The organism is Geobacillus sp. 46C-IIa, from assembly GCF_014679505.1.
In the GTDB taxonomy this organism is placed as follows: domain Bacteria; phylum Bacillota; class Bacilli; order Bacillales; family Anoxybacillaceae; genus Geobacillus.
In genome coordinates, this window is sequence record NZ_CP061474.1 from 811037 (window position 1) to 837617 (window position 26581).

General features: G+C 53.0%; 31 protein-coding genes and 1 other annotated feature (1 of these 32 only partly in view). Of the genes, 26 read left to right on the forward strand and 5 right to left on the reverse strand.

Annotated features, from left to right (window positions below):
• Positions 1-182: a binding site (T-box leader), on the forward strand (it extends 41 nt beyond the left edge of the window).
• A 47-nt stretch (positions 183-229) separates the two neighbouring features.
• From alaS to IC803_RS04155, 12 genes are all read left to right on the forward strand, one after another.
• A complete protein-coding gene (alaS, locus tag IC803_RS04100) occupies positions 230-2866 on the forward strand; it encodes an alanine--tRNA ligase (RefSeq protein ID WP_081208390.1) in 2637 nt (878 codons plus the stop codon).
• 68 nt (positions 2867-2934) lie between these two features.
• Entirely contained in the window at positions 2935-3201 is a 267-nt protein-coding gene (locus tag IC803_RS04105; RefSeq protein ID WP_063165183.1) for an IreB family regulatory phosphoprotein, read from the forward strand.
• Positions 3202-3204: 3 nt separating this feature from the next.
• A complete protein-coding gene (gene ruvX, locus IC803_RS04110; protein WP_081208388.1) occupies positions 3205-3621 on the forward strand; it encodes a Holliday junction resolvase RuvX in 417 nt (138 codons plus the stop codon).
• Positions 3622-3644: 23 nt separating this feature from the next.
• Positions 3645-3941 carry a DUF1292 domain-containing protein gene (locus tag IC803_RS04115; protein WP_063165185.1) on the forward strand — a complete coding sequence of 99 codons (297 nt, stop codon included), beginning with the start codon at positions 3645-3647 and terminating at the stop codon, positions 3939-3941.
• Positions 3942-4450: 509 nt separating this feature from the next.
• Positions 4451-5542 (forward strand): endolytic transglycosylase MltG, encoded by a 1092-nt coding sequence (mltG, locus tag IC803_RS04120; protein ID WP_081208386.1) that lies wholly within the window; start codon positions 4451-4453, stop codon positions 5540-5542.
• A 204-nt stretch (positions 5543-5746) separates the two neighbouring features.
• A complete protein-coding gene (locus tag IC803_RS04125) occupies positions 5747-6400 on the forward strand; it encodes an O-methyltransferase (RefSeq protein ID WP_081208384.1) in 654 nt (217 codons plus the stop codon).
• Complete coding sequence (locus IC803_RS04130; RefSeq protein ID WP_081208382.1) at positions 6397-7326, forward strand: peptidase U32 family protein; 930 nt, start codon at positions 6397-6399, stop codon at positions 7324-7326. Before IC803_RS04125 ends, IC803_RS04130 begins: the two co-directional genes overlap by 4 nt.
• Before the next feature lie 17 nt (positions 7327-7343).
• The gene (locus IC803_RS04135) at positions 7344-8612 is read left to right on the forward strand and encodes a peptidase U32 family protein (protein ID WP_081208380.1); all 1269 of its coding nucleotides are present in this window, start codon (positions 7344-7346) and stop codon (positions 8610-8612) included.
• Between the two features lies 1 nt (position 8613).
• Entirely contained in the window at positions 8614-9249 is a 636-nt protein-coding gene (gene udk, locus IC803_RS04140; RefSeq protein WP_063165190.1) for a uridine kinase, read from the forward strand.
• 107 nt (positions 9250-9356) lie between these two features.
• Complete coding sequence (gene greA / locus IC803_RS04145; RefSeq protein WP_044730751.1) at positions 9357-9833, forward strand: transcription elongation factor GreA; 477 nt, start codon at positions 9357-9359, stop codon at positions 9831-9833.
• A 118-nt stretch (positions 9834-9951) separates the two neighbouring features.
• Positions 9952-11718 (forward strand): peptidoglycan D,D-transpeptidase FtsI family protein, encoded by a 1767-nt coding sequence (locus tag IC803_RS04150; RefSeq protein WP_081208378.1) that lies wholly within the window; start codon positions 9952-9954, stop codon positions 11716-11718.
• Positions 11719-11780: 62 nt separating this feature from the next.
• Positions 11781-12395 (forward strand): YrrS family protein, encoded by a 615-nt coding sequence (locus tag IC803_RS04155; protein ID WP_081208376.1) that lies wholly within the window; start codon positions 11781-11783, stop codon positions 12393-12395.
• A 101-nt stretch (positions 12396-12496) separates the two neighbouring features.
• Here IC803_RS04155 and IC803_RS04160 read toward each other — a convergent pair whose 3' ends face one another.
• Positions 12497-12706: a YrzA family protein gene (locus tag IC803_RS04160; protein WP_063165193.1), complete on the reverse strand. Its 210-nt coding sequence runs from the start codon at positions 12704-12706 to the stop codon at positions 12497-12499.
• 192 nt (positions 12707-12898) lie between these two features.
• Between IC803_RS04160 and IC803_RS04165 the strand changes: the two genes are divergently transcribed.
• The 9 genes from IC803_RS04165 (at position 12899) to ytvI (ending at position 19898) form a co-directional block, all read left to right on the forward strand.
• Positions 12899-13546 carry a class I SAM-dependent methyltransferase gene (locus IC803_RS04165; RefSeq protein ID WP_081208374.1) on the forward strand — a complete coding sequence of 216 codons (648 nt, stop codon included), beginning with the start codon at positions 12899-12901 and terminating at the stop codon, positions 13544-13546.
• Positions 13547-13560: 14 nt separating this feature from the next.
• Positions 13561-14265, forward strand: a complete 705-nt coding sequence (gene mtnN, locus IC803_RS04170; protein WP_081208372.1) for a 5'-methylthioadenosine/S-adenosylhomocysteine nucleosidase — start codon at positions 13561-13563, stop codon at positions 14263-14265.
• 66 nt (positions 14266-14331) lie between these two features.
• Positions 14332-15258 carry a PLP-dependent cysteine synthase family protein gene (locus IC803_RS04175; protein WP_081208370.1) on the forward strand — a complete coding sequence of 309 codons (927 nt, stop codon included), beginning with the start codon at positions 14332-14334 and terminating at the stop codon, positions 15256-15258.
• The gene (locus tag IC803_RS04180) at positions 15255-16388 is read left to right on the forward strand and encodes a bifunctional cystathionine gamma-lyase/homocysteine desulfhydrase (protein WP_081208368.1); all 1134 of its coding nucleotides are present in this window, start codon (positions 15255-15257) and stop codon (positions 16386-16388) included. Before IC803_RS04175 ends, IC803_RS04180 begins: the two co-directional genes overlap by 4 nt.
• Before the next feature lie 61 nt (positions 16389-16449).
• Positions 16450-16698, forward strand: coding sequence for a YrhC family protein (locus tag IC803_RS04185; protein ID WP_081208366.1), 249 nt, complete (start codon positions 16450-16452; stop codon positions 16696-16698).
• Between the two features lie 370 nt (positions 16699-17068).
• Positions 17069-17212: a YrzI family small protein gene (locus IC803_RS04190; protein WP_081208364.1), complete on the forward strand. Its 144-nt coding sequence runs from the start codon at positions 17069-17071 to the stop codon at positions 17210-17212.
• A gap of 161 nt (positions 17213-17373) precedes the next feature.
• A complete protein-coding gene (locus IC803_RS04195; protein WP_158083286.1) occupies positions 17374-17529 on the forward strand; it encodes a hypothetical protein in 156 nt (51 codons plus the stop codon).
• Positions 17530-17747: 218 nt separating this feature from the next.
• Complete coding sequence (sigK, locus tag IC803_RS04200; RefSeq protein ID WP_081208362.1) at positions 17748-18461, forward strand: RNA polymerase sporulation sigma factor SigK; 714 nt, start codon at positions 17748-17750, stop codon at positions 18459-18461.
• A 411-nt stretch (positions 18462-18872) separates the two neighbouring features.
• Entirely contained in the window at positions 18873-19898 is a 1026-nt protein-coding gene (gene ytvI / locus IC803_RS04205; RefSeq protein WP_081208360.1) for a sporulation integral membrane protein YtvI, read from the forward strand.
• 186 nt (positions 19899-20084) lie between these two features.
• Here the strand turns inward: ytvI and motB are convergent, their stop codons facing one another.
• From motB to pssA, 3 genes are all read right to left on the reverse strand, one after another.
• Entirely contained in the window at positions 20085-20849 is a 765-nt protein-coding gene (gene motB / locus IC803_RS04210) for a flagellar motor protein MotB (RefSeq protein ID WP_081208358.1), read from the reverse strand.
• The gene (gene motA / locus IC803_RS04215; RefSeq protein WP_081208356.1) at positions 20842-21633 is read right to left on the reverse strand and encodes a flagellar motor stator protein MotA; all 792 of its coding nucleotides are present in this window, start codon (positions 21631-21633) and stop codon (positions 20842-20844) included. The genes motB and motA overlap by 8 nt, the downstream gene beginning before the upstream one ends.
• A 173-nt stretch (positions 21634-21806) precedes the next feature.
• On the reverse strand, positions 21807-22346 hold the full coding sequence (pssA, locus tag IC803_RS04220) for a CDP-diacylglycerol--serine O-phosphatidyltransferase (RefSeq protein WP_081208354.1): 540 nt from the start codon (positions 22344-22346) through the stop codon (positions 21807-21809).
• A gap of 123 nt (positions 22347-22469) precedes the next feature.
• Here pssA and IC803_RS04225 point away from each other — a divergent pair, with 123 nt between their 5' ends.
• Positions 22470-23249: a phosphatidylserine decarboxylase gene (locus IC803_RS04225; protein ID WP_081208352.1), complete on the forward strand. Its 780-nt coding sequence runs from the start codon at positions 22470-22472 to the stop codon at positions 23247-23249.
• 45 nt (positions 23250-23294) lie between these two features.
• Here IC803_RS04225 and IC803_RS04230 read toward each other — a convergent pair whose 3' ends face one another.
• Complete coding sequence (locus IC803_RS04230) at positions 23295-23435, reverse strand: sporulation histidine kinase inhibitor Sda (protein ID WP_063165206.1); 141 nt, start codon at positions 23433-23435, stop codon at positions 23295-23297.
• Between the two features lie 350 nt (positions 23436-23785).
• On the opposite strand from IC803_RS04230, the gene IC803_RS04235 reads away from it, so the two are divergent.
• The 4 genes from IC803_RS04235 to yhbY are packed head-to-tail and all read left to right on the forward strand — an operon-like array spanning position 23786 to position 26562.
• Positions 23786-24301, forward strand: coding sequence for a YqeG family HAD IIIA-type phosphatase (locus IC803_RS04235; RefSeq protein ID WP_081208642.1), 516 nt, complete (start codon positions 23786-23788; stop codon positions 24299-24301).
• A 2-nt stretch (positions 24302-24303) separates the two neighbouring features.
• On the forward strand, positions 24304-25413 hold the full coding sequence (gene yqeH, locus IC803_RS04240; RefSeq protein ID WP_081208350.1) for a ribosome biogenesis GTPase YqeH: 1110 nt from the start codon (positions 24304-24306) through the stop codon (positions 25411-25413).
• A 21-nt stretch (positions 25414-25434) separates the two neighbouring features.
• Positions 25435-26265 (forward strand): shikimate dehydrogenase, encoded by an 831-nt coding sequence (aroE, locus tag IC803_RS04245; RefSeq protein ID WP_081208348.1) that lies wholly within the window; start codon positions 25435-25437, stop codon positions 26263-26265.
• 3 nt (positions 26266-26268) lie between these two features.
• Entirely contained in the window at positions 26269-26562 is a 294-nt protein-coding gene (gene yhbY / locus IC803_RS04250; protein WP_063165210.1) for a ribosome assembly RNA-binding protein YhbY, read from the forward strand.
• Positions 26563-26581: the final 19 nt, after the last annotated feature.

Consider the following 26581-nt stretch of genomic DNA (forward strand, 5'->3'; position numbering starts at 1 on the left):
ACGCGCTTTAGCGCACAGAGAGGAATTTCCGCGGCTGAAAGAAATTCCAGATGAAGGGCAACAGAAGGCTAATCCGGAGCGCAGGCAAAACCTGACGCAAGGCTGCGTTACAGCCAAAGAGGTGATGGGCGCTTTTTGCCCATAAACAGGGTGGTACCGCGAGCACAACTCTCGTCCCTGCCAGGGGATGGGAGTTTTTTTATATAAAAAACAAAAGGGGAGGATCATCATGAAAAAATTAACATCTGCCGAAGTGCGGCGCATGTTTTTGCAGTTTTTCCAAGAAAAAGGCCATGAAGTCGAGCCGAGCGCCTCGCTTATTCCGGTCGACGACCCATCGCTGTTATGGATCAACAGCGGCGTCGCGACGCTGAAAAAATATTTTGACGGCCGCATCATCCCGGACAACCCGCGCATTTGCAATGCCCAAAAATCGATCCGCACAAACGACATCGAAAATGTCGGGAAAACGGCGCGCCATCATACGTTTTTTGAAATGCTCGGCAACTTTTCGATCGGCGATTACTTTAAGCGCGAAGCGATCCATTGGGCGTGGGAGTTTTTAACGAGCGAAAAGTGGATCGGTTTTGATCCGGAACGGCTGTCGGTCACCGTTCACCCGGAAGACGAAGAGGCGTACGACATTTGGCATAACGAAATCGGCTTGCCAAAAGAGCGAATCATTCGTCTCGAAGGGAACTTCTGGGATATTGGCGAAGGCCCAAGCGGCCCGAACACGGAAATTTTTTACGACCGCGGCGAGGCGTTCGGAAACGACCCGAACGATCCGGAGCTGTATCCGGGCGGGGAAAACGAGCGTTACTTGGAAGTGTGGAATCTCGTCTTTTCTCAGTTCAACCATAATCCGGATGGCACGTACACGCCGCTGCCGAAGAAAAACATCGATACCGGCATGGGTTTAGAGCGGATGTGCTCGATTTTGCAAGATGTGCCGACAAACTTTGAAACCGACTTGTTTATGCCGATCATCCGCGCCACTGAACAAATTGCCGGTGAGCGGTATGGCGAGGATTCGGACAAGGACGTCGCCTTTAAAGTGATCGCCGACCATATTCGCGCCGTAACGTTTGCGATTGGCGACGGGGCGCTGCCGTCGAACGAAGGCCGCGGCTATGTATTGCGCCGCCTGCTCCGCCGCGCCGTGCGCTATGCGAAGCAAATCGGCATTGAGCGTCCGTTTATGTACGAGCTCGTTCCGGTTGTCGGCGAAATTATGCACGACTACTACCCGGAAGTAAAAGAAAAAGCTGACTTTATCCAGCGGGTGATCCGTAATGAGGAAGAACGGTTCCATGAAACGCTTCACGAAGGGCTCGCCATTTTGGCGGAAGTAATCGAAAAGGCGAAAGCGCAAGGAAGCAATGTCATTCCAGGGGAAGATGTGTTCCGCTTGTACGACACGTATGGCTTCCCGGTCGAGCTGACGGAAGAATATGCTGCTGAAGCCGGTATGTCAGTCGACCACGCCGGTTTTGAGCGCGAGATGGAGCGCCAGCGCGAACGGGCCCGCGCCGCCCGCCAAGATGTCGATTCGATGCAAGTGCAAGGCGGGGTGCTCGCCGACATTAAAGATGAAAGCCGTTTTGTCGGCTACGATGAACTCGTCGTTTCCTCGACGGTCATGGCCATCATTAAAGACGGGAAGCTCATCGAGGAAGTCGGGGCTGGCGAAGAGGCGCAAATCATTGTCGATGTCACGCCGTTTTACGCCGAAAGCGGCGGGCAGATCGCCGACCAGGGCACGTTTGCAGGCGAAGGGGGAACAGCGGTCGTCAAAGACGTGCAGAAAGCGCCAAACGGCCAGCATCTCCATTCGATTGTCGTCGAGCGCGGCACGGTGAAAAGAGGCGCCCGCTACACAGCGCGCGTCGACGAAGCGAAGCGGGCGCAAATCGTGAAAAACCATACGGCGACCCACTTGCTTCATCAAGCGTTAAAAGATGTGCTCGGCCGCCATGTCAACCAGGCCGGATCGCTCGTCGCCCCGGATCGGTTGCGCTTTGACTTCACTCATTTCGGACAAGTGAAGCCTGATGAGCTCGAACGCATCGAGGCGATCGTCAATGAACAAATTTGGAAGAGCCTTCCGGTCGACATCTTTTATAAACCGCTCGAGGAAGCAAAAGCGATGGGGGCGATGGCGCTGTTTGGCGAAAAATACGGCGACATCGTCCGCGTCGTTAAAGTTGGCGACTACAGCTTGGAGCTGTGCGGCGGCTGCCATGTGCCGAATACTGCCGCCATCGGGTTATTTAAAATCGTCTCCGAGTCAGGCATTGGCGCCGGCACGCGCCGGATTGAGGCGGTGACCGGGGAGGCGGCGTACCGTTTTATGAGCGAACAGCTTGCGATGTTGCAAGAAGTGGCGCAAAAGCTGAAAACGAGCCCGAGGGAGCTGAATGCGCGCCTTGATGGGCTGTTTGCCGAACTGCGCCAACTGCAGCGTGAAAACGAGTCGCTTGCCGCCCGCCTCGCCCACATGGAAGCAGAACATCTCGCCCGTCAAGTGAAAGATGTGGGCGGCGTGCCGGTGTTGGCAGCGAAAGTGCAGGCGAACGACATGAACCAATTGCGGGCGATGGCTGATGACTTGAAGCAAAAATTAGGCACGGCGGTCATCGTGTTGGCGGCGGTGCAAGGCGGCAAAGTTCAATTGATTGCCGCGGTGACCGATGACTTAGTGAAAAAAGGATACCACGCCGGCAAGCTCGTTAAAGAAGTGGCTTCCCGCTGCGGCGGAGGGGGAGGCGGACGCCCGGATATGGCGCAGGCCGGAGGAAAGGACGCGAACAAAGTCGGTGAAGCGCTTGATTATGTCGAAACGTGGGTCAAATCCATTTCCTAAATGGGCGCGAATCGTGTACAATGGATGTAAGATGACGGGATGCCCGAATAAAGAGCGAGGTGGAAACGGTGAGCTCGTTTGACCAAACGATGCAGTTTCATTTCCCGGAGGAGCCGGCCGAAACGAACGTTCGCGAGGTGCTGTTGACGGTGTATGACGCCCTGCAAGAAAAAGGCTACAACCCGATCAACCAAATTGTCGGCTACTTGTTGTCCGGCGACCCGGCTTACATCCCGCGCCATAACGATGCGCGCACACTCATCCGCAAAATCGAGCGCGACGAATTAATCGAGGAATTGGTGAAATTCTATTTACAGGGGCAACGAAAGGATTAACCGATGCGCACGCTAGGACTAGATCTCGGAACGAAAACGCTCGGGGTGGCCGTCAGCGATGAACTCGGCTGGACGGCGCAAGGCTTGGAGACGATCGCCATCGATGAGGAGCGCGGCAACTATGGTTTAGAGCGGCTGCGCGCCATCATCGATGAATATGGCGTCGATGCGATCGTTGTCGGATGGCCGAAAAACATGAACGGCACGCTCGGGCCGCGCGCCGAGGCGAGCGAGCGGTTTGCCGCCAAGCTGCGCGAGGAATTTTCTTTGCCGGTCGTGCTTTGGGATGAACGGCTGTCGACGATGGCTGCCGAGCGGATGCTGATCGCTGCCGATGTGAGCCGGAAAAAGCGGCGGAAAGTGATCGACAAAATGGCGGCGGCCGTCATTTTGCAATCGTACTTGGACAGTAGACAGTAAACGGTGAATGGGAGGAAGCGTCAATGGAACATGGAGATCGTCATATTACCGTTGTCGATGAACACGGCAACGAGCAGCTGTGTGAAATTTTGTTTACGTTTGAATCGGATGATTTCGGCAAATCGTACGTGTTTTACTATCCGGTCGGCGCCGAGGCTGAAGACGAAGACGGTGAGACGGAAGTGCACGTTTCTGCCTTTATCCCTGGCGATGAGAATGAGGAAGGTGAACTGCTTCCGATTGAGACGGAAGAAGAATGGGATATGATCGAAGAAGTATGGAATACGTTTTGCGCCGAACAAGAGGAAGGCGAAGCGTAACGAACGAAGCGGCTGCCTAGAGGCGGCCGCTTTTTCTGTGGACACGCGTGCCTTGAGCGATTATTTTCATGCCTAGATGGAGGTCAAACGTTGCCTATAGACCTTTTTTTCGTGAAAATCCCCGCTACTTGGCGAATGCGGTATACGCTCATGATCCATGCGGGTATTCCGTGAAAATGCCGCACTGGCGCGTGATTTTCATCCCAGGGTGGAGGGCAGCCCGCTGCTTACGGACCTTTTTCGGTGAAGATGAAGGCACTTTGAGCTGCCATTTTTGCTTGGACAGGGATAACACGTTGCGCATGAACCTTTTGTGTTGAATTACGTGTGCATCTTGGGCGATCCTTTTGATTCCTAAGAGGCGAAAAAGCGTTGCCTGTAACCTCTTTTCGGTGAATGGATTGAGCGGCCGGGTTCAGCATCGATGGGAGCAGGTGTATTTCTTATCGTTAAAGGGCGAAAAATGAAGAAATTTGTAGTATAATATGACCGATGAAAGGAGGCTGAAGATGGAACAGAGCGATTTTCAGGCGCCTAAGGCACGGCTTGTGCGGAAAATCGTCTTGATCGTTTGCGCCGTCTTGCTGGCAGCGATCGTCATCGCCGGCGCCAGTGGTTTCCTATACATCCGCTCCGCGTTCGAGCCGGTCGACCCGGACGACCGCACCCCGGTTCATGTTTCCGTTCCGATCGGTTCATCGGTGGCGGATATTGCCGAACAACTCGAACAAAAGCAACTCATTAAAAGCGCGGCTGTTTTCCGCTACTACGTTCGTTGGAAAAACGAGTCCGGCTTTCAAGCCGGGGAGTATGAGCTGACGCGGGCGATGCCGATGACGCGCATCATCGAGCTATTAAAAACTGGGAAGTCGCTGAAAATCGGATTAAAGTTGACGATCCCCGAAGGGTCGCAGCTTGTGCAAATCGCCGACATCATCGCCGCGAAAACGGGGTACAAGCGAGAAGAGACTATGAAGCTCCTCAACGATCGCGCGTACATTGAACGGCTGAGGAAAACATATCCGGACTTATTAACGAGCGACATTTTTCATAAAAATATCCGCTATCCGCTTGAAGGCTACTTGTTTCCGGCCACCTATGTGTTTGCCGACAAAAAGCCGCCGCTTAAGGAGATCATTGAAGCGATGGTCGCCAAAACGGCAGCGGTGCTTGACACGTACAAGGACGCGATGAAGGAAAAACAACTGTCGCCGCATCGACTGTTGACGATGGCGTCATTAATAGAGGAGGAGGCGACTGAAAAAGCCGACCGCGAGAAAATTGCCAGCGTGTTTTACAACCGGCTGCGCCTTGGCATGCCGCTGCAAACCGATCCGACGGTCTTATACGCGCTCGGCAAGCATAAAGAGCGCGTCTTTTACAAAGACTTGAAAGTCGATTCGCCGTACAATACGTACATTCATAAAGGGCTGCCGCCGGGGCCGATTGCCAATGCCGGCGAGATGTCGATTAAAGCGGCGCTCAAGCCGGCGGCAACCGACTATTTATACTTTTTGGCCACGCCGGCCGGCGACGTCATTTTTACGAAGACGTTGGCGGAGCATAACCGGGAAAAAGCGAAGCATATTGGGAAACAATAGAGCAAAACGGAAGTTGCTGGCCGATCGGGCCAAACGGCTTCGCTTTTTCGCCTTTTTATGATAGTATAGATAAAGTTGAACAGGCTGACGATAAGAGTCCATTTGCGGCTCTTATTTTTCATGTTGATGAAGCGCAAACCTTTGGGCCGCCCTCCGGCTCCAGGCAGGCGCTTTTCACTCTGTTGATGCCGGGGAGGAATCGTCTTGCTTGCCAAAGACGTCGTTCATTATTTGCAGCAGCTGCGCCCAGCGCCGGATCCGGATATCGCAGAAATGGAGCGGTACGCGCATGAACATCGCGTGCCGATTATGGATCCGGTGAGCATGGAAGTGCTGCTGTTCGTGTTGAAAACCGCCAAACCGCGCCACATTTTGGAAATCGGCACAGCGATCGGCTATTCGGCGATCCGGATGGCGAAAGCGCTGCCGGGGGCGCGCATTGTGACGATTGAAAAAGACCGGGAGCGGTACGAACGCGCCCGTTTTTATATCGGAAAGACAAACACCGGGCGGCAAATCGAGGCGGTCTTCGGCGATGCGCTTGCGGTTGAGGCTGGCGTGGCCGCCGCTGCGCCGTTTGATGCGCTGTTTATCGACGCCGCCAAAGGGCAATACAAGCGCTTTTTTACGCTTTATGAACCGTTTCTCGCTGAAGGCGGCCTCATTATCAGTGACAACGTGCTGTTTAAAGGGCTCGTCGCCGCCGAAACGCCCGCGGATAATAAGCGGCTTTGGAATATCGCGCAAAAAATTCGCCGCTATAATGAGTGGCTGATGGCCCGGAGCGATTATGACACGGTCATCATTCCGGTCGGTGATGGGCTCGCTATATCGAAAAAACGAGGTGAACGAGAATGAAAAAACCGGAATTGCTCGTCACGCCGACGAGCGTTTCCCATATTGATGAACTGGCAGAAGCAGGAGCGGATGCCATCATTGTCGGCGAACAGCGCTATGGCTTGCGGCTCGCTGGGGAGTTTTCCCGCACCGATGTCGCCGCGGCCGTCGAAGCGGCCCGCCGGCACGGCATGAGCGTTTATGTGGCGATGAACGCCATTTTTCATAATGACAAAGTGGACGAGCTTGCTGATTACGTCGCTTTTGTCGCCGGCGTAGGCGCGGACGCTATCGTTTTTGGCGACCCAGCTGTTTTGCTGACGGTGCGAGAAACCGCTCCGCATATGAAGCTCCATTGGAGCACGGAAACGACAGCGACAAATTGGTACACGTGCAACTACTGGGGGCGAAAAGGGGCGAAACGCGCCGTCTTGGCGCGCGAGCTGAATATGGACGCCATTTTGGAAATCAAAGCCCATGCTGAAGTGGAAATTGAAGTGCAAGTGCATGGCATGACGTGCATGTATCAGTCGAAGCGTTCGCTGATTGGCAACTATTTTGAGTATCAAGGAAAAGTGATGGAAATCGAACGGAAAAAGTACGAAAAAGGGATGTTCCTGTACGACAAGGAGCGCGACTATAAATACCCGATTTTTGAAGACGAAAACGGCACGCACATTATGAGCCCAAACGATCTTTGCATCATTGACGAGCTCGGCGACATGATCGATGCCGGCATTGACAGCTTTAAAATCGACGGCATTTTGCATGAACCGCGCTACATCACGGAAGTGACAAAGCTGTACCGCCGCGCCATCGATGTATGCGCCGATGACCGTGAGCGATACGAGAGGGAGAAAGACGATTTGCTCGCTGCGGTTGAAGCGCTCCAGCCGCCGCACCGCCGGATTGACACCGGATTTTTCTTCAAAGAGACGATTTATTGAAAAAGGAGGGAAACGGCATGTTGCTGAAAAATGATCGCATTTCCGAGATCGTTGACGGCAAGCGCGTCATCGTGAAAAAGCCGGAGTTGCTGGCGCCGGCCGGCAACTTAGAAAAGCTGAAAATCGCCGTCCATTACGGGGCGGACGCCGTCTTTATCGGCGGCCAAGAATACAGCTTGCGCGCGAATGCTGACAACTTTACGATCGAGGAAATTCGTGAAGGGGTTGAATTTGCCAACCGGTATGGGGCAAAGGTGTACGTAACGGCCAACATTTACGCTCATAACGAAAACATTCCCGGCCTTGACGACTATTTGCGGGCGCTAGAGGAGGCCGGCGTTCACGGCATTATCGTCGCCGACCCGCTCATCATCGAAACGGCGCGCCGGGTGGCGCCGAAGCTCGAAGTGCATTTAAGCACGCAACAGTCGCTCGCCAACTGGAAAGCGGTCCAGTTTTGGAAAGAGGAAGGGCTCGAGCGGGTCGTGCTCGCTCGTGAAGTGAGCGCCGAGGAAATTCGGCAAATTAAGGAGAAAGTCGATATTGAAATCGAAGCGTTCATCCACGGTGCGATGTGCTCTGCCTACTCCGGCCGCTGCGTATTGAGCAATCATATGACGGCCCGTGATTCAAACCGCGGCGGGTGCTGTCAGTCATGCCGCTGGGATTACGATTTATACCAGCTGTCCGACGGCCGCGAAATTCCTCTGTTTTCGGAAAGCGACGCCCCGTTTGCCATGAGCGCGAAAGACTTGAACTTGATCCGCGCCATTCCGGTGATGATTGAACTTGGCGTCGACAGCTTGAAAATTGAAGGGCGGATGAAATCGATCCATTACGTGGCGACGGTCGTCAGCGTATACCGGAAAGTGATCGATGCCTACTGCGCCGATCCCGACCATTTCACGATCCGTGAAGAGTGGGTGCGCGAGCTCGACAAATGCGCCAACCGTGAAACGGCTTCGTCGTTTTTTGAAGGCTTTCCTGACTACACAAACCATATGTATGGCACGCACAGCCGAAAAACGACGCATGAGTTTGCCGGCTTGGTGCTTGATTACGACCGGGAGACGGGCATCGCCACCATCCAGCAGCGCAACCATTTTAAACCAGGCGACGAAGTCGAATTTTTTGGCCCGGAAATCGAAAACTTTACCCAAGTCATTGAAAAAATTTGGGACGAAGACGGCAACGAGCTCGATGCGGCGCGCCATCCGCTGCAAATCGTCAAGTTCAAAGTCAAGCGCCCCCTCTTCCCGTACAACATGATGAGAAAGGAGAATTAAGATGGCAAAGAAGCCCGTTGTCATCGGCGTTGCCGGCGGCTCCGGTTCGGGGAAGACGAGCGTCGCCCGCGCCATTTACGACCATTTCGGCGACCGCTCGATTCTTGTCTTGGAGCAAGACTTTTATTACAAAGACCAAAGCCATCTTCCGTTTGAGGAGCGGCTGAAAACGAATTACGACCATCCGCTGGCGTTTGACAACGACTTATTGATCGAGCACGTCCATCAACTGCTTCGTTATGAGCCGATCGACAAGCCGGTGTACGACTACACCTTGCATACCCGCTCGAATCAAGTCATCCGCGTTGAGCCGAAAGATGTCATTATTTTGGAAGGCATTCTTGTTTTAGAAGATGAGCGGCTCCGCAATTTAATGGATATTAAAGTGTATGTCGACACCGATCCAGACATCCGCATCATCCGCCGCCTCATCCGTGACATTAAAGAGCGCGGCCGCACGTTTGATTCGGTCATTGACCAATATTTATCCGTCGTTCGGCCGATGCACAACCAGTTTGTCGAACCGACGAAGCGCTACGCGGACGTGATCATTCCAGAAGGCGGGCAAAATGTTGTCGCCATCGATTTAATGGTGGCAAAAATTCGCACAGTTCTTGAACAAAAATCGGTTTTATAATAACATAACAGAGACAAAACAATATATTATATAACAAGTAAGCGTACGAACAGTTGTTTTTCTGTTCGTACGTTTTACATAATGAAGAACATAGAGGAGTGAGATTAATGGCGAATGAAAAGCAGTACCCGATGACGAAAGAGGGAAAAGAGAAACTGGAACAAGAACTCGAGTATTTAAAAACCGTGAAACGGAAGGAAGTTGTCGAACGCATTAAAATTGCACGGGGGTTCGGTGACTTATCGGAAAACTCGGAATACGATGCGGCCAAAGATGAGCAGGCGTTTGTCGAATCGCGCATTCAAATGCTCGAAAACATGATCCGCAACGCCGTCATCATTGAAGAAGACAAAGAGAATCCAGACGTCGTCTCGCTCGGCAAGTCGGTGACGTTCATTGAGCTTCCGGACGGCGAGGAAGAGACGTATACGATTGTCGGCAGCGCCGAGGCCGACCCGTTTGAAGGAAAAATTTCCAACGATTCGCCGATCGCCAAATCGCTGATCGGCCGCCGCGTCGGCGATGAAGTGACCGTACAAACGCCGGGCGGGGAAATGCTGGTGAAAATTGTCGCGGTCAAATAAGCGCTGTTTTGCTGGTTCATGAAATGGGAGGCCGTGCAAACAACGCGGAAAAATCACGGCCATTGGCACGTTTCAAATGAAAACACCTCGTCGAAACTGATGATGAGGTGTTTTCTTTATGTGGAAAAAACGGACGATCGCCATGCTGGCGCTCATTCAAGCCGGCCTGCTGCTGCTCGGCGGACGGCTGGCGCAGCTTCAGCTCATTGACACAGAATCGTTTGCCAATCATAATTTAATTGCCGAAAGCGTCGCTCAGCGCACACAAGAATTGATGATCGATGATGGCCGCGGGTCGTTCGTCGACCGAAACGGCAAGCCGCTCACCAAACGGTACGTGCCTTCGCTTGTGTTGTTCCCGTTTTTAAACACGATGAAATGGCCGATTGAACAAATCGCCCGCATCACAGGCGTCGCCGAAGAAGAGATCCGCCGCCAGCTCGAACGGGCGAACGGGCCGTTCGTCTTAGAACAAGATGGCGAGCCGCTTGCTTTAAGCGCGAATCAGATGAAACAAATCAACGATTTGCACATCCCGGGCGTTTTTGCCGTCAATAAACAATATGCGCTCGAGACGGTGTACGCCCCGCATGTGATCGGCTTTACCCGTCCAGACCGCGATCTCTTGCGCGCGCGCTACCCGAAACGGCCGCTTCCGCCGCAGGCCAAAGCCGGCATTCAAGGGCTCGAAAAGGCGTTTGACGAATTTTTGCTCGCCGAAGGGGAGACGAAGCTGCTTTATCACGTCGACGCGGAAGGACGGCCGCTGTTTGGGCTTGATGTCAAATATAACGACCCGGGCAACCCGTTTTATCCGGTGACTGTTCGAACAACACTTGACCGTGACATACAGCAAGAGATGGAGCGGATTGTGGATCGGTACGGGCTGAAAAAAGGCGGCCTTGTTTTGCTTGATATTGACACAAACAGCGTGCTTGCTCTAGTCAGCCGTCCGAATATGGATCCGCGCGATCCGTACAAAAACCGCGGGGCGGAAAACCAAATGGTGCTGCCGCAAATTCCTGGTTCCATCTTTAAGACCGTGATCGCCGCGGCGGCGCTCGATGAAGGGCTTGCCTCGTTCGGGACGACATTTGACTGCAGCAAAAAAATTGATGGCACAACCCGCGATGAGGAGCACGATTACGGCACGCTCGACTTAGCCGACAGTTTTGCCGTCAGCTGCAACAACGCCTTCGCCACCCTCGGCAAAGAGCTGATCAGACATGACATTGACGCGTTCGAGACGTATGCCGAAAAGCTCGGACTGTATCCGACGGCCGGCTGGGAAGGAGCGGTGTATCATGAAGAGCATTTTCGTCAGTTTCCGGAAGAGCGAAAAGGAACGATTTGGCACGATCGGCGCGACAAGCGGGTGCCGCTCGCTGTGGCGCAAACGGCGATCGGGCAAAAAGATGTGCGCGTCTCGCCGCTTGGCGTCGCCAACATGATGGCGACGATCGCCCGCGGCGGCGAAGCGCTCAAAGTGCGGGCCGTCGATCAAGTGCTCTATAAAAACGGCACGACGCTGTTTTCCTTTCCGTCCGAACCGGTGACGGACAAGGAGCCGCTCGCGCCAGAAACGGCAGAGCAGCTGCAGCAGCTCTTGCGCGGCGTCGTCACGAAAGAAGACGGAACCGGGCGCCGCTTCCGCTCGCTGCCGTATGCAGTCGCCGGCAAATCGGGAACGGCCGAGACAGGAAAAACGAGCGGCGGCGGCGAATTGATTAATAAATGGTTTGCCGGCTATTTCCCGGCTGACCGCCCGAAATATGCCCTTGCCGTCGTCGAGCTTGACCGCCCGAGCGGGCGCGCTGTGACGAACGACGTGTTTGCCGCTGCCGTCGAGGCGCTTTATGCTTACGACAAAAACGAGCAAACATAACGAACCAATATAGGGAACCCGCTTTTTCAGCAGGAAAATCGCGTAAAAAGGGGGAGGAGACTGTGCCGCAAACAAGGACGCGCTTTGCCGCCCGCGCCAAGCAGCGGAAAATCAACCGCTGGCTGAACGGGGCGATCGCCATTGTCGTATTGCTCATTGTCATTGTAGCTTGGAATTTGCTGTTTGGCGGTCAGCCAAGCCGCGAGAAGGCTGATGCTGGGGCAAAAACAGCCGCAAACAGCGCGAAGCGAGTGGAAGTGGAAACAGCCGCGCCGGCCGAAACGGAGGAGCCACCGCAAGAGGACGAGGCAGCCTCTGCCGAGGAGGAAGGGGAAGCCGGGGTGACGGAAACGCCGGGTCCACCGGGGTCGAACATTGAAAAAGAAATCGTCAACCCAGCATGGCAGCCGATCGGCACGACACAATCAGAGCCGCACGAAACGGTGTTTAAGAAAGACTCGGTCGACTGGAAAGAAATGCTCGATGCCGTCAGCTATGCGACTGGCATTGCTCCAGAAGAGATGATCGTTTGGTTTATCGGCAACAACGGGCCGAACAAAGCAGTCGCTACGATTTCCACGAAGGACCAAACCGCCCATTACAAAGTGTATATTGAATGGGTGACGAACGAGGGATGGAAGCCGACAAAGGTGCAAAAACTGAAGCAAAAGCCGTAACGCGGTTGGGAAGTATGGCTTCAGTCAGCGGGGGAACGAAAACGTGCGAAGCGCATTTGGACGTGGCGCAAGGCAGGTGCCCGAAAGGGTATGGGCACCTGTTATTTTTTTGCTTTGAAATGGACGACCGCACTGTAAAACCGCTTTCCGTTTTCCATGACATGCATTTGGTGCGACACATGGTGGACGGAAAGCAACAGCGCTTTATTATGTTCAATTTGCTCGTTAATTTTTTTCTCGAGCGTCCGTAAATCATCCGCTTCAAAAAACTCCACTTTGTCCTCGATTAAATCAAGAGAAATGTTGACCATCGTTTTGCCTCCTTTCAACGCCAGTGTAGCAAATTTTCCCGCCCTCATCCACCGGGGCATGAGGGGAAACAATATAAATGACGACAAGCATGATCGTTGAACAAAGGAAAAACATATGATACATTGAGAACAAGTGATCACTCAAAACATACTATGTTTATAGGAATTATAAACTTTACGAGGTGTAACTACATGGGCAGGGAATTTCTCGATTTGTTCGAACAATGGGCGGAATCGTACGACCAATCGGTCGAAGGTAGTGATGAACAATACCGCGACGTGTTTACCGGCTATGACCGCATTTTAAGCACGGTCGTCGATAAAGCGGGGCAAGTGGTGCTCGAATTTGGCGTCGGCACCGGCAATTTAACGAAAAAGCTGCTCGAGCGCGGAAAAACAGTGTACGGGATTGAACCATCAGCACCGATGCGCAAAAAAGCGGCGGAAAAGCTCGGCGGGCAGGCGGTCATTATGGACGGCGACTTTTTGCAATTTCCGCCGCCGCCCGAACCGATCGACACGATCACCAGCACGTATGCGTTTCACCATTTGACTGATGCCGAAAAAGACAAGGCGATCGCCAAATATAGCCAACTGCTCCACTCGGGTGGTAAAATAGTGTTTGCTGATACGGCGTTTCGTGACAAAGAAGCGTTCCGCCAGGCGGTCGAAGCCGCCCGGGCGCGCGGTTTCCATGATTTGGCCGATGATTTGGAACGCGAATATTACACGACGCTCGACGTATTGGCTTCACTGTTTGCCAACCATGGCTTTTCCGTCTCCTTTACGCAGCAAAACGCGTTCGTCTGGCTGATGGAGGCGGTAAAACAAACGACATAGAAAGAGGGAGAACGATGAAAGCAGCCATTATTGGAGCAATGGAAGAGGAAGTGGCCATTTTGCGCTCGCGCATGGAAGGGCGTGAAGAAGTGGTGATCGCCGGGTGCGAGTTTTCCATCGGGCGCCTTGACGGCGTCGAAGCGGTGTTGCTGAAGTCCGGCATCGGCAAGGTGAACGCGGCGATGGGAACGACGCTTCTGCTTGACCGGTTCCGTCCCGATGTTGTGATTAACACCGGCTCGGCCGGCGGGTTTTTGCCATCGTTGCGTGTCGGTGACCTTGTGATTTCCGATGAAGTCGTCCATCATGATGTCGATGTGACGGCGTTTGGTTATGCGTACGGGCAAGTGCCCGGTCTGCCGGCGCGCTATCGGGCCGACGAGACGCTTGTCGAGGCAGCGAAACAAGCGGCGGCCCAGCTTGACGGCCTCCAAGCGGCAGTTGGCCTCATCGCGACCGGCGATTCATTCATGAACGATCCGAAGCGCGTCGAATTTGTGCGCCGCCAGTTTCCGGAGCTGTGCGCCGTCGAAATGGAAGCGGCGGCGATCGCCCAAGTGTGCGTGCAGTTCGAAACGCCGTTTGTCATCATCCGGGCGCTGTCCGACATTGCCGGCGAAGAGTCGGACGTATCGTTTGAACAGTTTTTAGAGACGGCGGCGAAACATTCGGCTGAGCTTGTGTTGTCGATGCTGGCGGTCGTGCAAAAGCAAGACTAAACAGCGAAAGCGTAAAAGCACTGCCGTTCCGCCGCCAAATGGACGTGAAGAAACGGAGTGACACCTATGCGGGTAGCAAAGAGCATCCATGAGCTGATCGGCCATACACCGGTCGTCGAAATTACGCGCTTTCCCTTGCCGGAAGGGGTCCGGCTGTTTGCGAAGCTCGAGTATTTCAATCCGGGCGGAAGCATTAAAGACCGGCTCGGCCAGGAATTGTTGCGCGAAGCGTTCGAATCGGGGAAACTGAAGGAAGGAGGTACGATCATCGAGCCGACGGCCGGCAACACCGGCATTGGCTTGGCGCTGGCAGCGATCGGCAAAAACATAAACGTCATTTTTTGTGTGCCGGAAAAATTCAGCATCGAAAAGCAGCAGCTGATGAAAGCGCTCGGGGCGCAAATCGTCCATACACCGACCGAAGAGGGGATGGAAGGGGCGATCCGCAAAGCGGAAGAGCTCGTCCGCACGATCCCGGGGGCGTATTGCCCGCAGCAGTTTCAAAATCCGGCCAACCCACGGACGTATTATAAGACGCTCGGCCCGGAGCTGTGGGACGATTTGGATGGACAGATTGACGTCTTTGTTGCCGGCGCCGGTTCCGGCGGCACGTTTATGGGGACGGCGGCGTTTTTAAAAGAAAAAAACACGGCCATCAAAACGGTCATCGTCGAACCGGAAGGCTCGATTTTAGGCGGTGAGCCCGGCCCGCACCGGACGGAAGGGATCGGCATGGAATTTTTGCCGCCGTTTATGGATCCGGGTTACTTTGATGCCATCTATACGATCCGCGACGATGATGCGTTCCGCCGTGTCAGCGAACTGGCGCGGCAAGAAGGGCTTTTGGTCGGCAGCTCGTCCGGCGCCGCCTTTCATGCCGCCTTGCTTGAGGCCGAGAGGGCGAGACCGGGAACGAACATCGTCGTCATTTTCCCCGACGGAAGCGAGCGGTATTTAAGCAAAAACATTTACGAAGGTGGAGGATCCTCATGAGACGAAAAACGCTGCTCATCCATGGCGGCATTCCGGGTGACCCGCATACAGGGGCGGTATCGGTTCCGATTTATCAAGTGAGCACATACAAGCAAGAAGAAGTTGGAAAACATAAAGGATTTGAATACTCACGCACTGGCAACCCGACGCGCGCCGCGCTCGAAAAACTGATTGCTGACCTTGAAGGCGGCGAGGCCGGATTTGCGTTCGCTTCCGGGATGGCGGCGATTACCGCCGTCATGATGCTGTTTGACAGCGGCGACCATATTGTGCTCACCGATGATGTTTATGGCGGCACGTATCGAGTGATGGCGAACGTATTAAACCGGTTCGGACTCGAAGCAACGTTCGTCGATACGAGCGACATTGCCAACATCGAGGCGCACATTCGCCCGAATACGAAAGCCATTTACGTTGAAACGCCGACCAATCCGCTTTTGAAAATTACCAACTTGCAAGCAGCGGCCGCCATTGCCCGTGCGCACGGGCTGCTATTGATCGTCGATAACACGTTTTCGACACCGTACTTTCAAACGCCGCTTGAGCTTGGCGCGGATATCGTGATCCATAGCGCAACGAAATATTTAGGCGGCCACAGCGACGTTGTCGCCGGATTGGCGGTTGTTCGCACTGCCGAGCTCGCTGAGCGGCTTCATTACGTGCAAAATGCAACGGGCGGCATCCTTGGGCCGCAAGACTCGTGGTTGCTCATGCGCGGGATCAAAACGCTTGGCGTGCGGATGGAAGAGCATGAACAAAGCGCGCGGGCGATTGCCGTCTTTTTGGCTGAGCATCAAGCGGTGACCCGCGTGTATTACCCCGGGCTTCCGGAGCATCCGAACCATGAGCTGGCGAAAAAACAAATGCGCGGATTCGGCGGCATGATTTCGTTTGATGTCGGCAGCCTTGAGCGCGCCGAAACGGTGCTGTCGCACGTTCGCTTCTTTACGCTCGCCGAAAGTTTAGGAGCGGTCGAAAGCTTAATTTCGCTGCCGGGGAAAATGACACATGCGTCGATCCCGAAAGAGCGACGCGAACAGCTTGGCATTACCGATGGGCTCATCCGTTTATCAATCGGCCTTGAAGACGTCAACGATTTGCTTGACGATTTGGCGCAAGCGCTTGGCTGAAATTGCCGCTCCTCCTTTTCCGCCCTTTATGGTACAGTGGGGGCGAGAGGAGGGATCGGCAGTGACTGAACGACAACGGAATGAGCTGCGCGCGAAGGCGGGCGACTTCAAGACGTACAGCCTTGTTTTGTTCGCGCTCGGTGCGTTTTTCTATTTAGGTGCGATCATCCCGGGAGCGCTTGAGACAGCGAAAAAACCGTTCGCTTTGCTGGCCGTTTCCAGCTGTTTGGCGGCGGCGTTGTACTGCTCGCGCCGCGCCGCCCGTTATGCCTGTCAGCTTGAAGAAGAAGAGAACCCGTTCGAACCGTAAACCCGCCCTTTTGCCGAAAGGCGGGTTTTTTATTGCCGATGTCGGCGTTTAGGGGAAATCAGGCTTTTTGCTTATTTTGTAAAAAAATTGTTTACAGTAGAATGAATTTTGGATATAATTACCTTTGCAACGTTATTTCCGAAGGGAGGTCGAAGACAATGACAATGATGATGTGGGCAACATCGCTGCATGTTTTCAATCAAAAGGCTATTCGACCTTCCGCCGACCGGGAATGAACGTACACCGATCACGAAAAGCAGCAATCGGGCCGCAGAAGGGGGTAGTCTCGCTTTCTGCGGCTTTTTTGTACGCTTAGCCGCAGAAGCGCCTTTCTTCTGCGGCTTTTTGCATAGAAAGGAGGTGAGCGGGCATGACGATTCATTTGTTTTTTATCACGATCACGATTGAACGGAGAAAGCCGCGGAAGCGGAACATCGAAGAGGAGCGGTTCGCACGTGCGGCCGAGGAGGAGATGCTTGACCGCAAATGTTCTGTCCATCAACGGGTGTTTTAAAAAATAAGGCTGAAAGGGGAGAAGATTCATGTCGATTGTACCGGTATGGCTTATGATGTGGATGGAACGGACGGGCGATTCGACTTGACTCGGGATAAAGGAGTGTAGCGCATGCTGCGCGTGCTGTTGTTGACAGTCGAATTTCACCAATTGTTCAAAATGTGGCGGAAGCGTTCCCCGTCTTCTTTGGTAAAATAAAAATAAACGAGAAGGCCAAGGGGGGAACGGGGATGTTCGCCATCGTCATGGCAGTTGTGATTACGGCGTCGATCGCGCTTGTCGTCGCTGCGGAAGTGAGCGCCGAAGCAGGAGTGTAACAAGGGCGGGCGTCTGTGTGTGAGATGGGAGGGGAATAGCAGACGGGCTGCGCACAAGAAATGATGGTGTTTGTTGACTGATACGGGTGGCACGTTTGCCCACAGCCGGCTTCGTTAAGGGCCGGCTGAATTTTTTTGTCCAGACACGGACAACGGCCCCCCTGCATATACATAACGGTAGGCGGTTTCCGCCGATGACAGCAGGCGGGGGTGAGAGCATGTCCGGCATTTTTTCGGCGTTTGCGTTTTTGTTGAAAGAGCTGACGTTTCTCGTCTCGTACATTAAAAACAATGCGTTTCCCCAGCCGTTAAGCCCTAAAGAAGAGGAAAAATATTTGGAACTGATGGCCAAAGGCGATGAGCAGGCCCGCAACCGGCTCATCGAACATAATTTGCGCCTCGTCGCTCATATTGTGAAAAAGTTTGAAAATACAGGGGAAGAAGTCGAGGATTTGATTTCGATTGGGACGATCGGTTTGATTAAGGCGATTGAAAGCTATTCAGCTGGCAAGGGGACGAAACTCGCGACATACGCAGCCCGCTGTATTGAAAATGAGATCCTGATGCACTTGCGTTCGTTGAAAAAAACGCGCAAAGACGTTTCCCTTCATGAACCGATCGGTCAAGACAAAGAAGGAAATGAAATTAGCCTGCTTGATATTTTAAAATCAGAAGGGCAAGATATCGTCGATGAAATCCAGCTGAACATGGAGCTCGAGCAAGTAAAAAAATATATTAGCGTGCTTGACGAACGGGAAAAAGAAGTGATCGTCAACCGGTTTGGCCTCGGCCGCCAGCGTGAGAAAACGCAGCGTGAAATCGCCAAAGAGCTCGGCATTTCAAGAAGCTACGTCTCGCGCATCGAAAAACGGGCATTAATGAAAATGTTTCATGAGTTTTACCGGCAGGAAAAAGAAAAACGGCGGTCATAAAACTCGGGAATGAGGCAGGCGCCTGATCGGTGGCCTGTTTTCTTTTGTCAATGACATGAATATTTAAATTATTATAAAAAATAAAATATATTTACGATTCCTTGTGGCAAAGCGGTTTCAGACAAAAATATTGATAAATTTCATTTTTAAAATTAGAATATTTTTTCGGTTTTGTCGTTAACGTAATCGGCAACTCGCCCGCAGCGGTCGCCATGTCGAAATGGGAAGGGCAATACAACGAGGGAAACAATATATGGCGGAGTTACGGCAAAGCGCCTAACCGGAAAAAGCGGCTGGAACAAAAGCCGCTTTTTCCGGCTTCTTTATAAAATAGTTGCCGGCCCGCGTACTGTCAGCTATATTTATAATGGAACATCATTTCGCCAAATTTCGATTAAATGAGGGACGAATGTGAAACGTTGGATTATCATCGCGCTTTTGCTCGCTTTAGGGTTGTGGCTTTTGCCGTACAGCGTGCCGCTTCTATTGGCGCTTGCCACTGCTCTTCTGTTAGAGCCGTCTATTCGCCGCTTGCAAGAAAGTTATCAGTTGAAGCGTGCGCATGCCGTGACGGTCATTTTTTCGTTATTTTTAGTGATCGTCGGGTTTTCGCTTTACTTTTTAATCGTCATTCTCGTTCAGCAAGTAATGGCGCTCTCGCAAAAGCTCCCTTACGTGCTAAGCGAAACAACAAAAGTGCTCGACCACCTCATCCAAACGTGGCAGTCGTATTCGAGTTCGATTCCGCAAGAAATCATTGATTCATTGGAGCGCGGCGTCAATACGGTGCAGCAAATGTTGCTGTCGTTTGCGACGAATTTGACGCAGTCGCTCGTCCATTATATTGCCGCCATCCCGGCGTTTTTTATTCACTTTTTAGTTTATTTGATCGCCCTGTTTCTCATTTGCCTCGATTTGCCGCAGCTGAAGCAAGGAATGAGCCGCTATTTGTCGGAGCGCACCCGCCAGCGGCTCGGGATGGTCGTCACTCAGCTTAGCAAGGCGGGAATCGGCTTTATTAAAGCACAGTTTTTGCTCAGCTTAATTACGTTTTTTCTCGCGCTGGCCGGCCTGCTTTTATTAGGCGTCGATTACGCCGCTCTGATGGCGCTTGTCATCGTCGTCGTCGACATTTTGCCGATTTTAGGGACCGGTTCGGTGCTCGTTCCGTGGGGCATCATCAGCATCGCTAACGGTGATAACACACTCGGCATCGGACTGATCGTTCTGTTTGTCGTCATTACTGTCGTGCGCCGGATCATCGAGCCGAAAGTGTTTTCAACCAATTTAGGCATTTCTCCGCTCGCGGCGCTCGTCAGCGTCTATCTCGGCTTCCAGCTACTCGGCTTCATCGGGCTGTTCGTCGGCCCGGTTGTTGTTATTTTAGTTGAGACGCTCGTCAAAGCGGGGGTCATTAAATGGACGATCAAGCTATAACCAAGCCGGCGGAAGCCGGCTTTGTTTATTAGGAAGGATGAGTGCAAGGGAAGCTGGTTTTGCTGTTGCCATATCCATTTTTCGAAAAGAAAAGGGAACATGGGGATGCAATGGACGGGAGAAGGTGCGGCCGGCGGAACGTGAAAAGACCGCCTTGGTGGATGGCGGTCTTTTTCTGGCGGGCAGTTATGGATGGTTGAGCTCGGTGCGCGGCAAAACTAAAATTTCCACGCGCCGATTTTTCATTCGTCCGGCGGCTGTCGCGTTGGAAGCGATCGGTTTGTATTCGCCGTAGCCTTTGGCGCTGAAGTAGCGCGGGTCAAGCTGCTTGTTTTCAAGCAGCACTTTCATAAAGTTGACGGCGCGCATGACGCTCAGCTCCCAGTTCGAGGCAAACTGGGCGTTATGGATCGGCACGTTGTCCGTATGGCCGCTAATGATCACGTTGCGCGGCGGATTCATCACAAGCAAGGCGGAAATTTCCGCCGCCAAGCGCTGGTCTTTCATGCGCACGTCCGCGCTGCCGGAGTCGAACAAAATGTCGTCTAAAATAGTAATGGCGAGCCCTTCGTCAGTCAACGATGTTTGCAGTTTTCCGCCGAGCTTGTTTTCTCGAATGTAGGCGTCGATCTTTTCTTTCACTTGCGCCAGCCCTTCTTTTTCCTGCTCACTCACGGCTGGGGAAGGCTGCTTTTCTTGTTGCCGCCCTTCTTCATCTTGCGCTGGCGGGGTGATTGGCTCCACCGGGCTTTGAAAATCGAGAACACCCGTTCCGCCGGCAAAAGCGTTGCTGAAGGCGCGCGCGATTTCCTGAAACTTTTTTTGGTCAATTTGGCTGCTTGCAAACAAGACGATGAACAAAGCAAGCAAGAGCGTCAGTAAATCCGCGTACGGAATAAGCCATGATTCATTTATATGCTCGTCGCGTTCGTTCTTTTTTTTCTTACCCATTGACCGTTTCTCCTTGTGTCAGCACGTGGCGCCGCTCGCTTTCCGGCAAATACGAAGCAAGTTTCTGCTCGATCATGCGCGGGGCTTGTCCTTCCAAAATGGACAGCACCCCTTCAATCATGATGTAGCGCACTTTCGCTTCTTCTTTCGATTTCCGCCGCAATTTGTTGGCGAACGGATGCCAAAGCACGTAGCCGGTGAAAATCCCGAGCAGTGTCGCTACAAACGCGGCGCTGATCGCCTGGCCGAGTTCAGCGATATTTTCCATGTTTCCAAGTGCGGCGATCAAGCCGATGACAGCGCCGAGCACCCCGAGCGTCGGCGCGTATGTGCCGGCTTGCGTAAAAATGGCGGCGTTTGCTTCATGACGCTCTTCCATGGCCGCAATTTCTTCTGTCATCACATCGCGGATGAACTCTTGCGTCTGCCCGTCGATCGCCATGCTGAGCCCGTTGCGCAAAAACGGGTCGTCGATGTCGTCGAGCTTCGCTTCAAGCGCCAGCAGCCCTTCGCGGCGGGCGACGTTCGCCCAGTCGACGAACAGCGGAATGAGCTGCTCGACCGTCGGGGTCGCCGGTTCGGTAAAAATGATTTTTAACAGCTTCGGCACTTTTTTAATTTCTTGCGTCGGAAAAGCGATCGTGACCGCTGCGGCCGTCCCGACGAGAATAATTAAAAGGGCGGCCGGATTGATTAGCACAGACGGCGATACGCCTTTAAAGTACATGCCGAGTCCAACGGCGATCACGCCCAAGATGGCGCCGACGACTGATGTTTTATCCAAATTGATCCCCCCGCTCTTTCAATGAAAACGATCTATGCTGCTTTTGTTTTATGAAGAAACCATATTTATCATATACTGAATAGAGAAGGTTGAAAAGGGAAAAAGGTGTGACTTCGGACATAAAAAAGCCGCCCGATCCATATGCCATTGGAAAGGGACAGCCCCGGCGATGGTCATATTTTTTTCAGTTTAAACGTTCCGACCATTAAAAACGATAAGATCAGCGCTAAAAACATAAACGATTGCGGCGGAAGGTACGGAATGGCCAAATAGCCTAACGTCATCAGCACCCCGGCTGCCGTAATCGGCAGCCCGGCGAAATAGCCGTTGTTCTCCGTGATGTTAAAGCGGGCGAGGCGAAAGGCGCCGCAGGCGATATACAAAATGGTGAACACCGCTCCTGGCGCACCGAATTCACGGAACAAGGCTTCGTACATTAACAGGGCGGGCGCGACGCCAAAGGAAACAATGTCGCTCATCGAGTCAAGCTGTTTGCCGAGCTCGGATTCGATGTTCAGCTTGCGGGCGACGGCGCCGTCAAAGCGATCGACAAACGCTGCTAAAAAAATGAGAAGCACGCTCATGTGAAGCTGCCCGTTCAGCGTAGTCAAGACGGAAAAGCCGCCGAGCGATAAGTTCGTCATCGTCAAAATGTTGGCCATGTTGGCTTTTAACTTTTTTAACGTATAATCTAAATAATCCGATAAGAACAACTCTCCCCACTCCTTTTCCAACAGAAAACGCCAAAAGAAAATTCTACTACCATTATACTCATTTTGGCGGTAATATGGAAGGTAGTAACACCCGGCGATGCTACGTAACTGGAGGGAACATGCTTGCGAAAATGGCTGTACCGTTTGTTTATTGAGTTGACCAATCACTCGCTTTCCTCGAAGCTGCTCGCTTCGTTTGCCAGATCGCGCCTCAGCGCGCCGTTGATACCATCGTATGCGAAAATTTATCATATTAACCAAGAAGAAATGGAAAAAAGCCTAAAAAATTATAAAACGTTGCAGCAGTTGTTCGTTCGCCGGCTCAAAGCCGGGACTAGACCGGTCGATGCTGATGAGCATGCGGTCGTCAGTCCGGTCGATGCGGTCATTGAGGAAATGGGAACGATCCAAGAAACGAGTGAAATGATGGTCAAAGGGAAACCGTATTCGATTGCGGAAATGCTTGGCAGTGCCGAGGCTGCGCAACCGTATGTGAACGGGTTCTTTTTTATTCTGTATTTGAGCCCGAGCCATTATCACCGCATCCATAGCCCAATATCTGGCGTGATCGAAAAACAGTGGACGCTTGGCCGCAAATCATACCCTGTCAACCGCCTCGGCTTAAAATACGGGCGGCGGCCGCTTGAAAAAAACTATCGCCTTATTACGGAAGTCACGGCTGGCGGCAAGCGCATGGCCATCGTCAAGGTCGGCGCCATGTTTGTCAACAGCATTGAACTGACCCATAAGGGGGATCGGTTGGTGAAGGGGGAGGAAATGGCGTATTTTTCATTCGGCTCGACTGTCGTGCTCCTGTTTGAACGGGGAAGCTTTACGCCCGACCCGCGCATTGCCGCGCCGATGCCGATTAAAGTTGGCGAGCGGCTCGGCTATTGGCGCTAGGCGCGGACGTTTTGGCGAAACAAAAAAAAGCCCGAAGGCCTTCGTTTATGATGACAATTTGATTTTATGGGCCAATGACCGACGCAGGATTTCCTTTTCGATCAGTTCGATGAATTCCGGGCTTAAATTGAGTTCTTTCGCCTTAAAGTATGATTCGATCAACAGCTCATCAGACAAATGTTTCATCGGCGAACGCCCTCCTTTTCCGATGGGAGATGGAATATAGCGAATATTCCATACATATAATGGTAGGTTACTTTCACTGTACCATGATTTGCAAAATAGAACAACCGTTCTATTATCCACAGAAAGCAGTGGATAACATGTGGAAAACGTGTTTATAAAATAGCGGAAGCATCGTCACTCGTTTGTGTGCGATGTGGGTAACAGTTATCCACAAACCGGGGGTTGCGAAATTTGTCGAAAACTTTTTTGTCTTGCCGTTCTAGAGAAGGGCGGCTGCCAAACTTTGTTTTGAAACGAACAGCCAAATCCGCTATGATGGGAAAAGCAGATGATAAAGGCAGGTGATTGACATGCTTCATTATTTTTTACCAAGCCAGTTTGCAAAGCGCGTCATTGACATTACACCGGATGAGCTGAAGGAAAAAGGGGTGAAAGGGATCATCACCGATCTTGACAATACGCTCGTCGAGTGGGACAGGCCAGGCGCGACCCCGGAACTGGCAGCATGGTTTGAGGCGATCAAGCAGGTGGGCATTAAGGTCGTCATCGTATCGAATAATAATAAACGACGCGTGCAGTCGTTTGCCGAACCGCTCGGCATCCCGTTCATTTTTGAAGCGCGCAAACCGCTGACGCGCGCGTTTTTGCAGGCGTTGGAGATAATGGGGCTGAAAAAGGAGGAGGTCGTCGTCATCGGCGACCAGTTGCTGACTGATGTGCTCGGCGGCAACCGCCTCGGATTAAATACGATTTTAGTCGTCCCAATCGCTCAGACGGACGGGTTATGGACACGCTTTAACCGGAAAATAGAGCGGAAAATTTTACATGCCATGCGGAAAAAAGGGATGATTTACTGGGAGGAATGAGTGTGGAGCCACAACTGCGTTGCATCGGCTGCGGGGCGGCCATCCAAGTTGAAGACCCAAAAAAGGCGGGGTATGCGCCGAAAAGCGTGCTTGAAAAAGAGGCGGAAGAAATCATTTGCCAACGCTGCTTTCGCCTGAAACATTATAACGAAGTGCAAGATGTGCCGCTTGATGATCACGATTTTTTGCAGATGCTGCATCGCATCGGGGAATCGAAGGCGCTTGTTGTTTACATCGTCGATATTTTCGATTTCAACGGCAGCTGGATTCCCGGTTTGCCGCGGTTTGCGGCGGACAATCCGATTTTGCTTGTCGGCAATAAGGCTGATTTGCTGCCGAGGTCGGTGAAATATCCGAAGCTGTTGCAATGGATGCGCCGCATGGCGGAGGAGCTCGGGCTGCGGCCGATTGACGTTCGTCTCGTCAGTGCGGCGAAAGGGATTGGCATGGCGGGCGTCATGGAGGCGGTCGACCGCTATCGCGAAGACGGGGACGTCTATGTCGTCGGCTGCACGAACGTTGGCAAGTCGACGTTCATTAATCGGATCATTGAAGAGGCGACCGGCAAAGGGAACGTCATTACAACATCGTATTTCCCGGGGACGACGCTTGATATGATCGAAATTCCGTTTGAGGGCGGAGCGTCGCTGTATGACACGCCGGGCATTATCAACCATCACCAAATGGCGCATTTCGTCGATGCGCGCGACTTAAAAATCATTACGCCGAAGCGGGAAATCCATCCGCGCGTGTACCAGCTCAATGAAGGGCAAACGCTCTTTTTCGGCGGCTTGGCCCGCCTTGATTACGTCAAAGGCGGGCGCCGCCCGTTTGTCTGTTACGTCGCCAACGACTTAACGATTCACCGGACAAAGCTGGAAAAAGCGGATTCGCTTTACGCCAACCAGCTCGGCAGCTTGCTCGCCCCGCCAAGCAAACGCTACGCGGATGAGTTTCCGCCGCTTGTGCCGCGCACGTTGTCGGTCAAGGAGCGAAAAACGGATATCGTCTTTTCCGGGCTCGGTTGGGTGACGTGCAACGACCCGGGCGCCCAGCTCGTCGTCCACGCCCCTAAAGGAGTCGATGTGTTTATTCGCCAGTCGTTGATTTAACGAGTACGGGAGGGGAGAAAGATGGAAAACGTATACGGTTTGCTTGGCTTTCCGGTCGAGCACTCGCTGTCGCCGCTCATGCATAACGACGCGTTCGCCTATTTCGGCATTTCGGCGCGCTACCATTTGTTTTCTGTCAAACCGGAGCAAGTCGGCGAAGCGATCGCCGGTGTGCGGGCGCTCGGCATCGCCGGGGTGAATGTGACGATTCCGCATAAAATGGCGGTCATTCCGTTTTTGGATGAAGTGGATGAGCACGCGCGCCGCATCGGGGCGGTCAACACGATCGTCAATGACAACGGACGGCTCGTCGGCTATAATACGGACGGACCTGGCTACGTCAAGGCGCTCGAGGAGGAAATGGATGTCCATCTTGACGGCAAGCGGATTTTGCTGATCGGCGCTGGCGGCGGAGCGCGGGGCATTTATTTTTCGCTGCTTTCGACCGCGGCCGAGCGCATTGATATCGCCAACCGGACGACAGAGAAAGCGGCGCGGCTTGTCCGTGAAGGGGAGGATGGCCGCTCGGCTTTTTTCCCGCTTGCCGAGGCCGAGAAACGGCTGGCCGAATATGATATTATTATCAACACGACTTCGGCCGGCATGCATCCGCTTGTCAACGAACAGCCGCTTTCTCTTGAACGGCTGCAGCCGGGAACAGTCGTGTCCGATATTATTTACAATCCGTTCGAAACGAAATGGCTGAAGGAAGCGAAAGCGCGTGGCGCCCGCGGGCAAAACGGTGTCGGCATGCTCGTGTACCAAGGGGCGCTCGCTTTTGAAAAATGGACCGGCCAATGGCCGGATGTCAACCGGATGAAACAGCTTGTCATCGATCAGTTGAGGAGGTAACATATGTTAACGGGAAAACAAAAACGGTTTTTGCGGGCGCAAGCCCACCATTTAAAACCGATTTTTCAAGTCGGCAAAGGCGGCGTGACGGAGGCGATGACCGAACAAATCGCGGCGGCGCTCGAGGCGCGCGAACTGCTGAAGGTGAGCGTCTTGCAAAACTGTGAAGAGGACCGCCACATTGTCGCCGAACAGCTTGCCGAAGGGACGGGGGCCGAGCTCGTGCAAGTGATCGGCAATACGATCGTCTTATATAAGGAGTCGAAAGAACATAAACAAATCGTTTTGCCTGACTGAGAAGCAGTGCGGCCAAGGC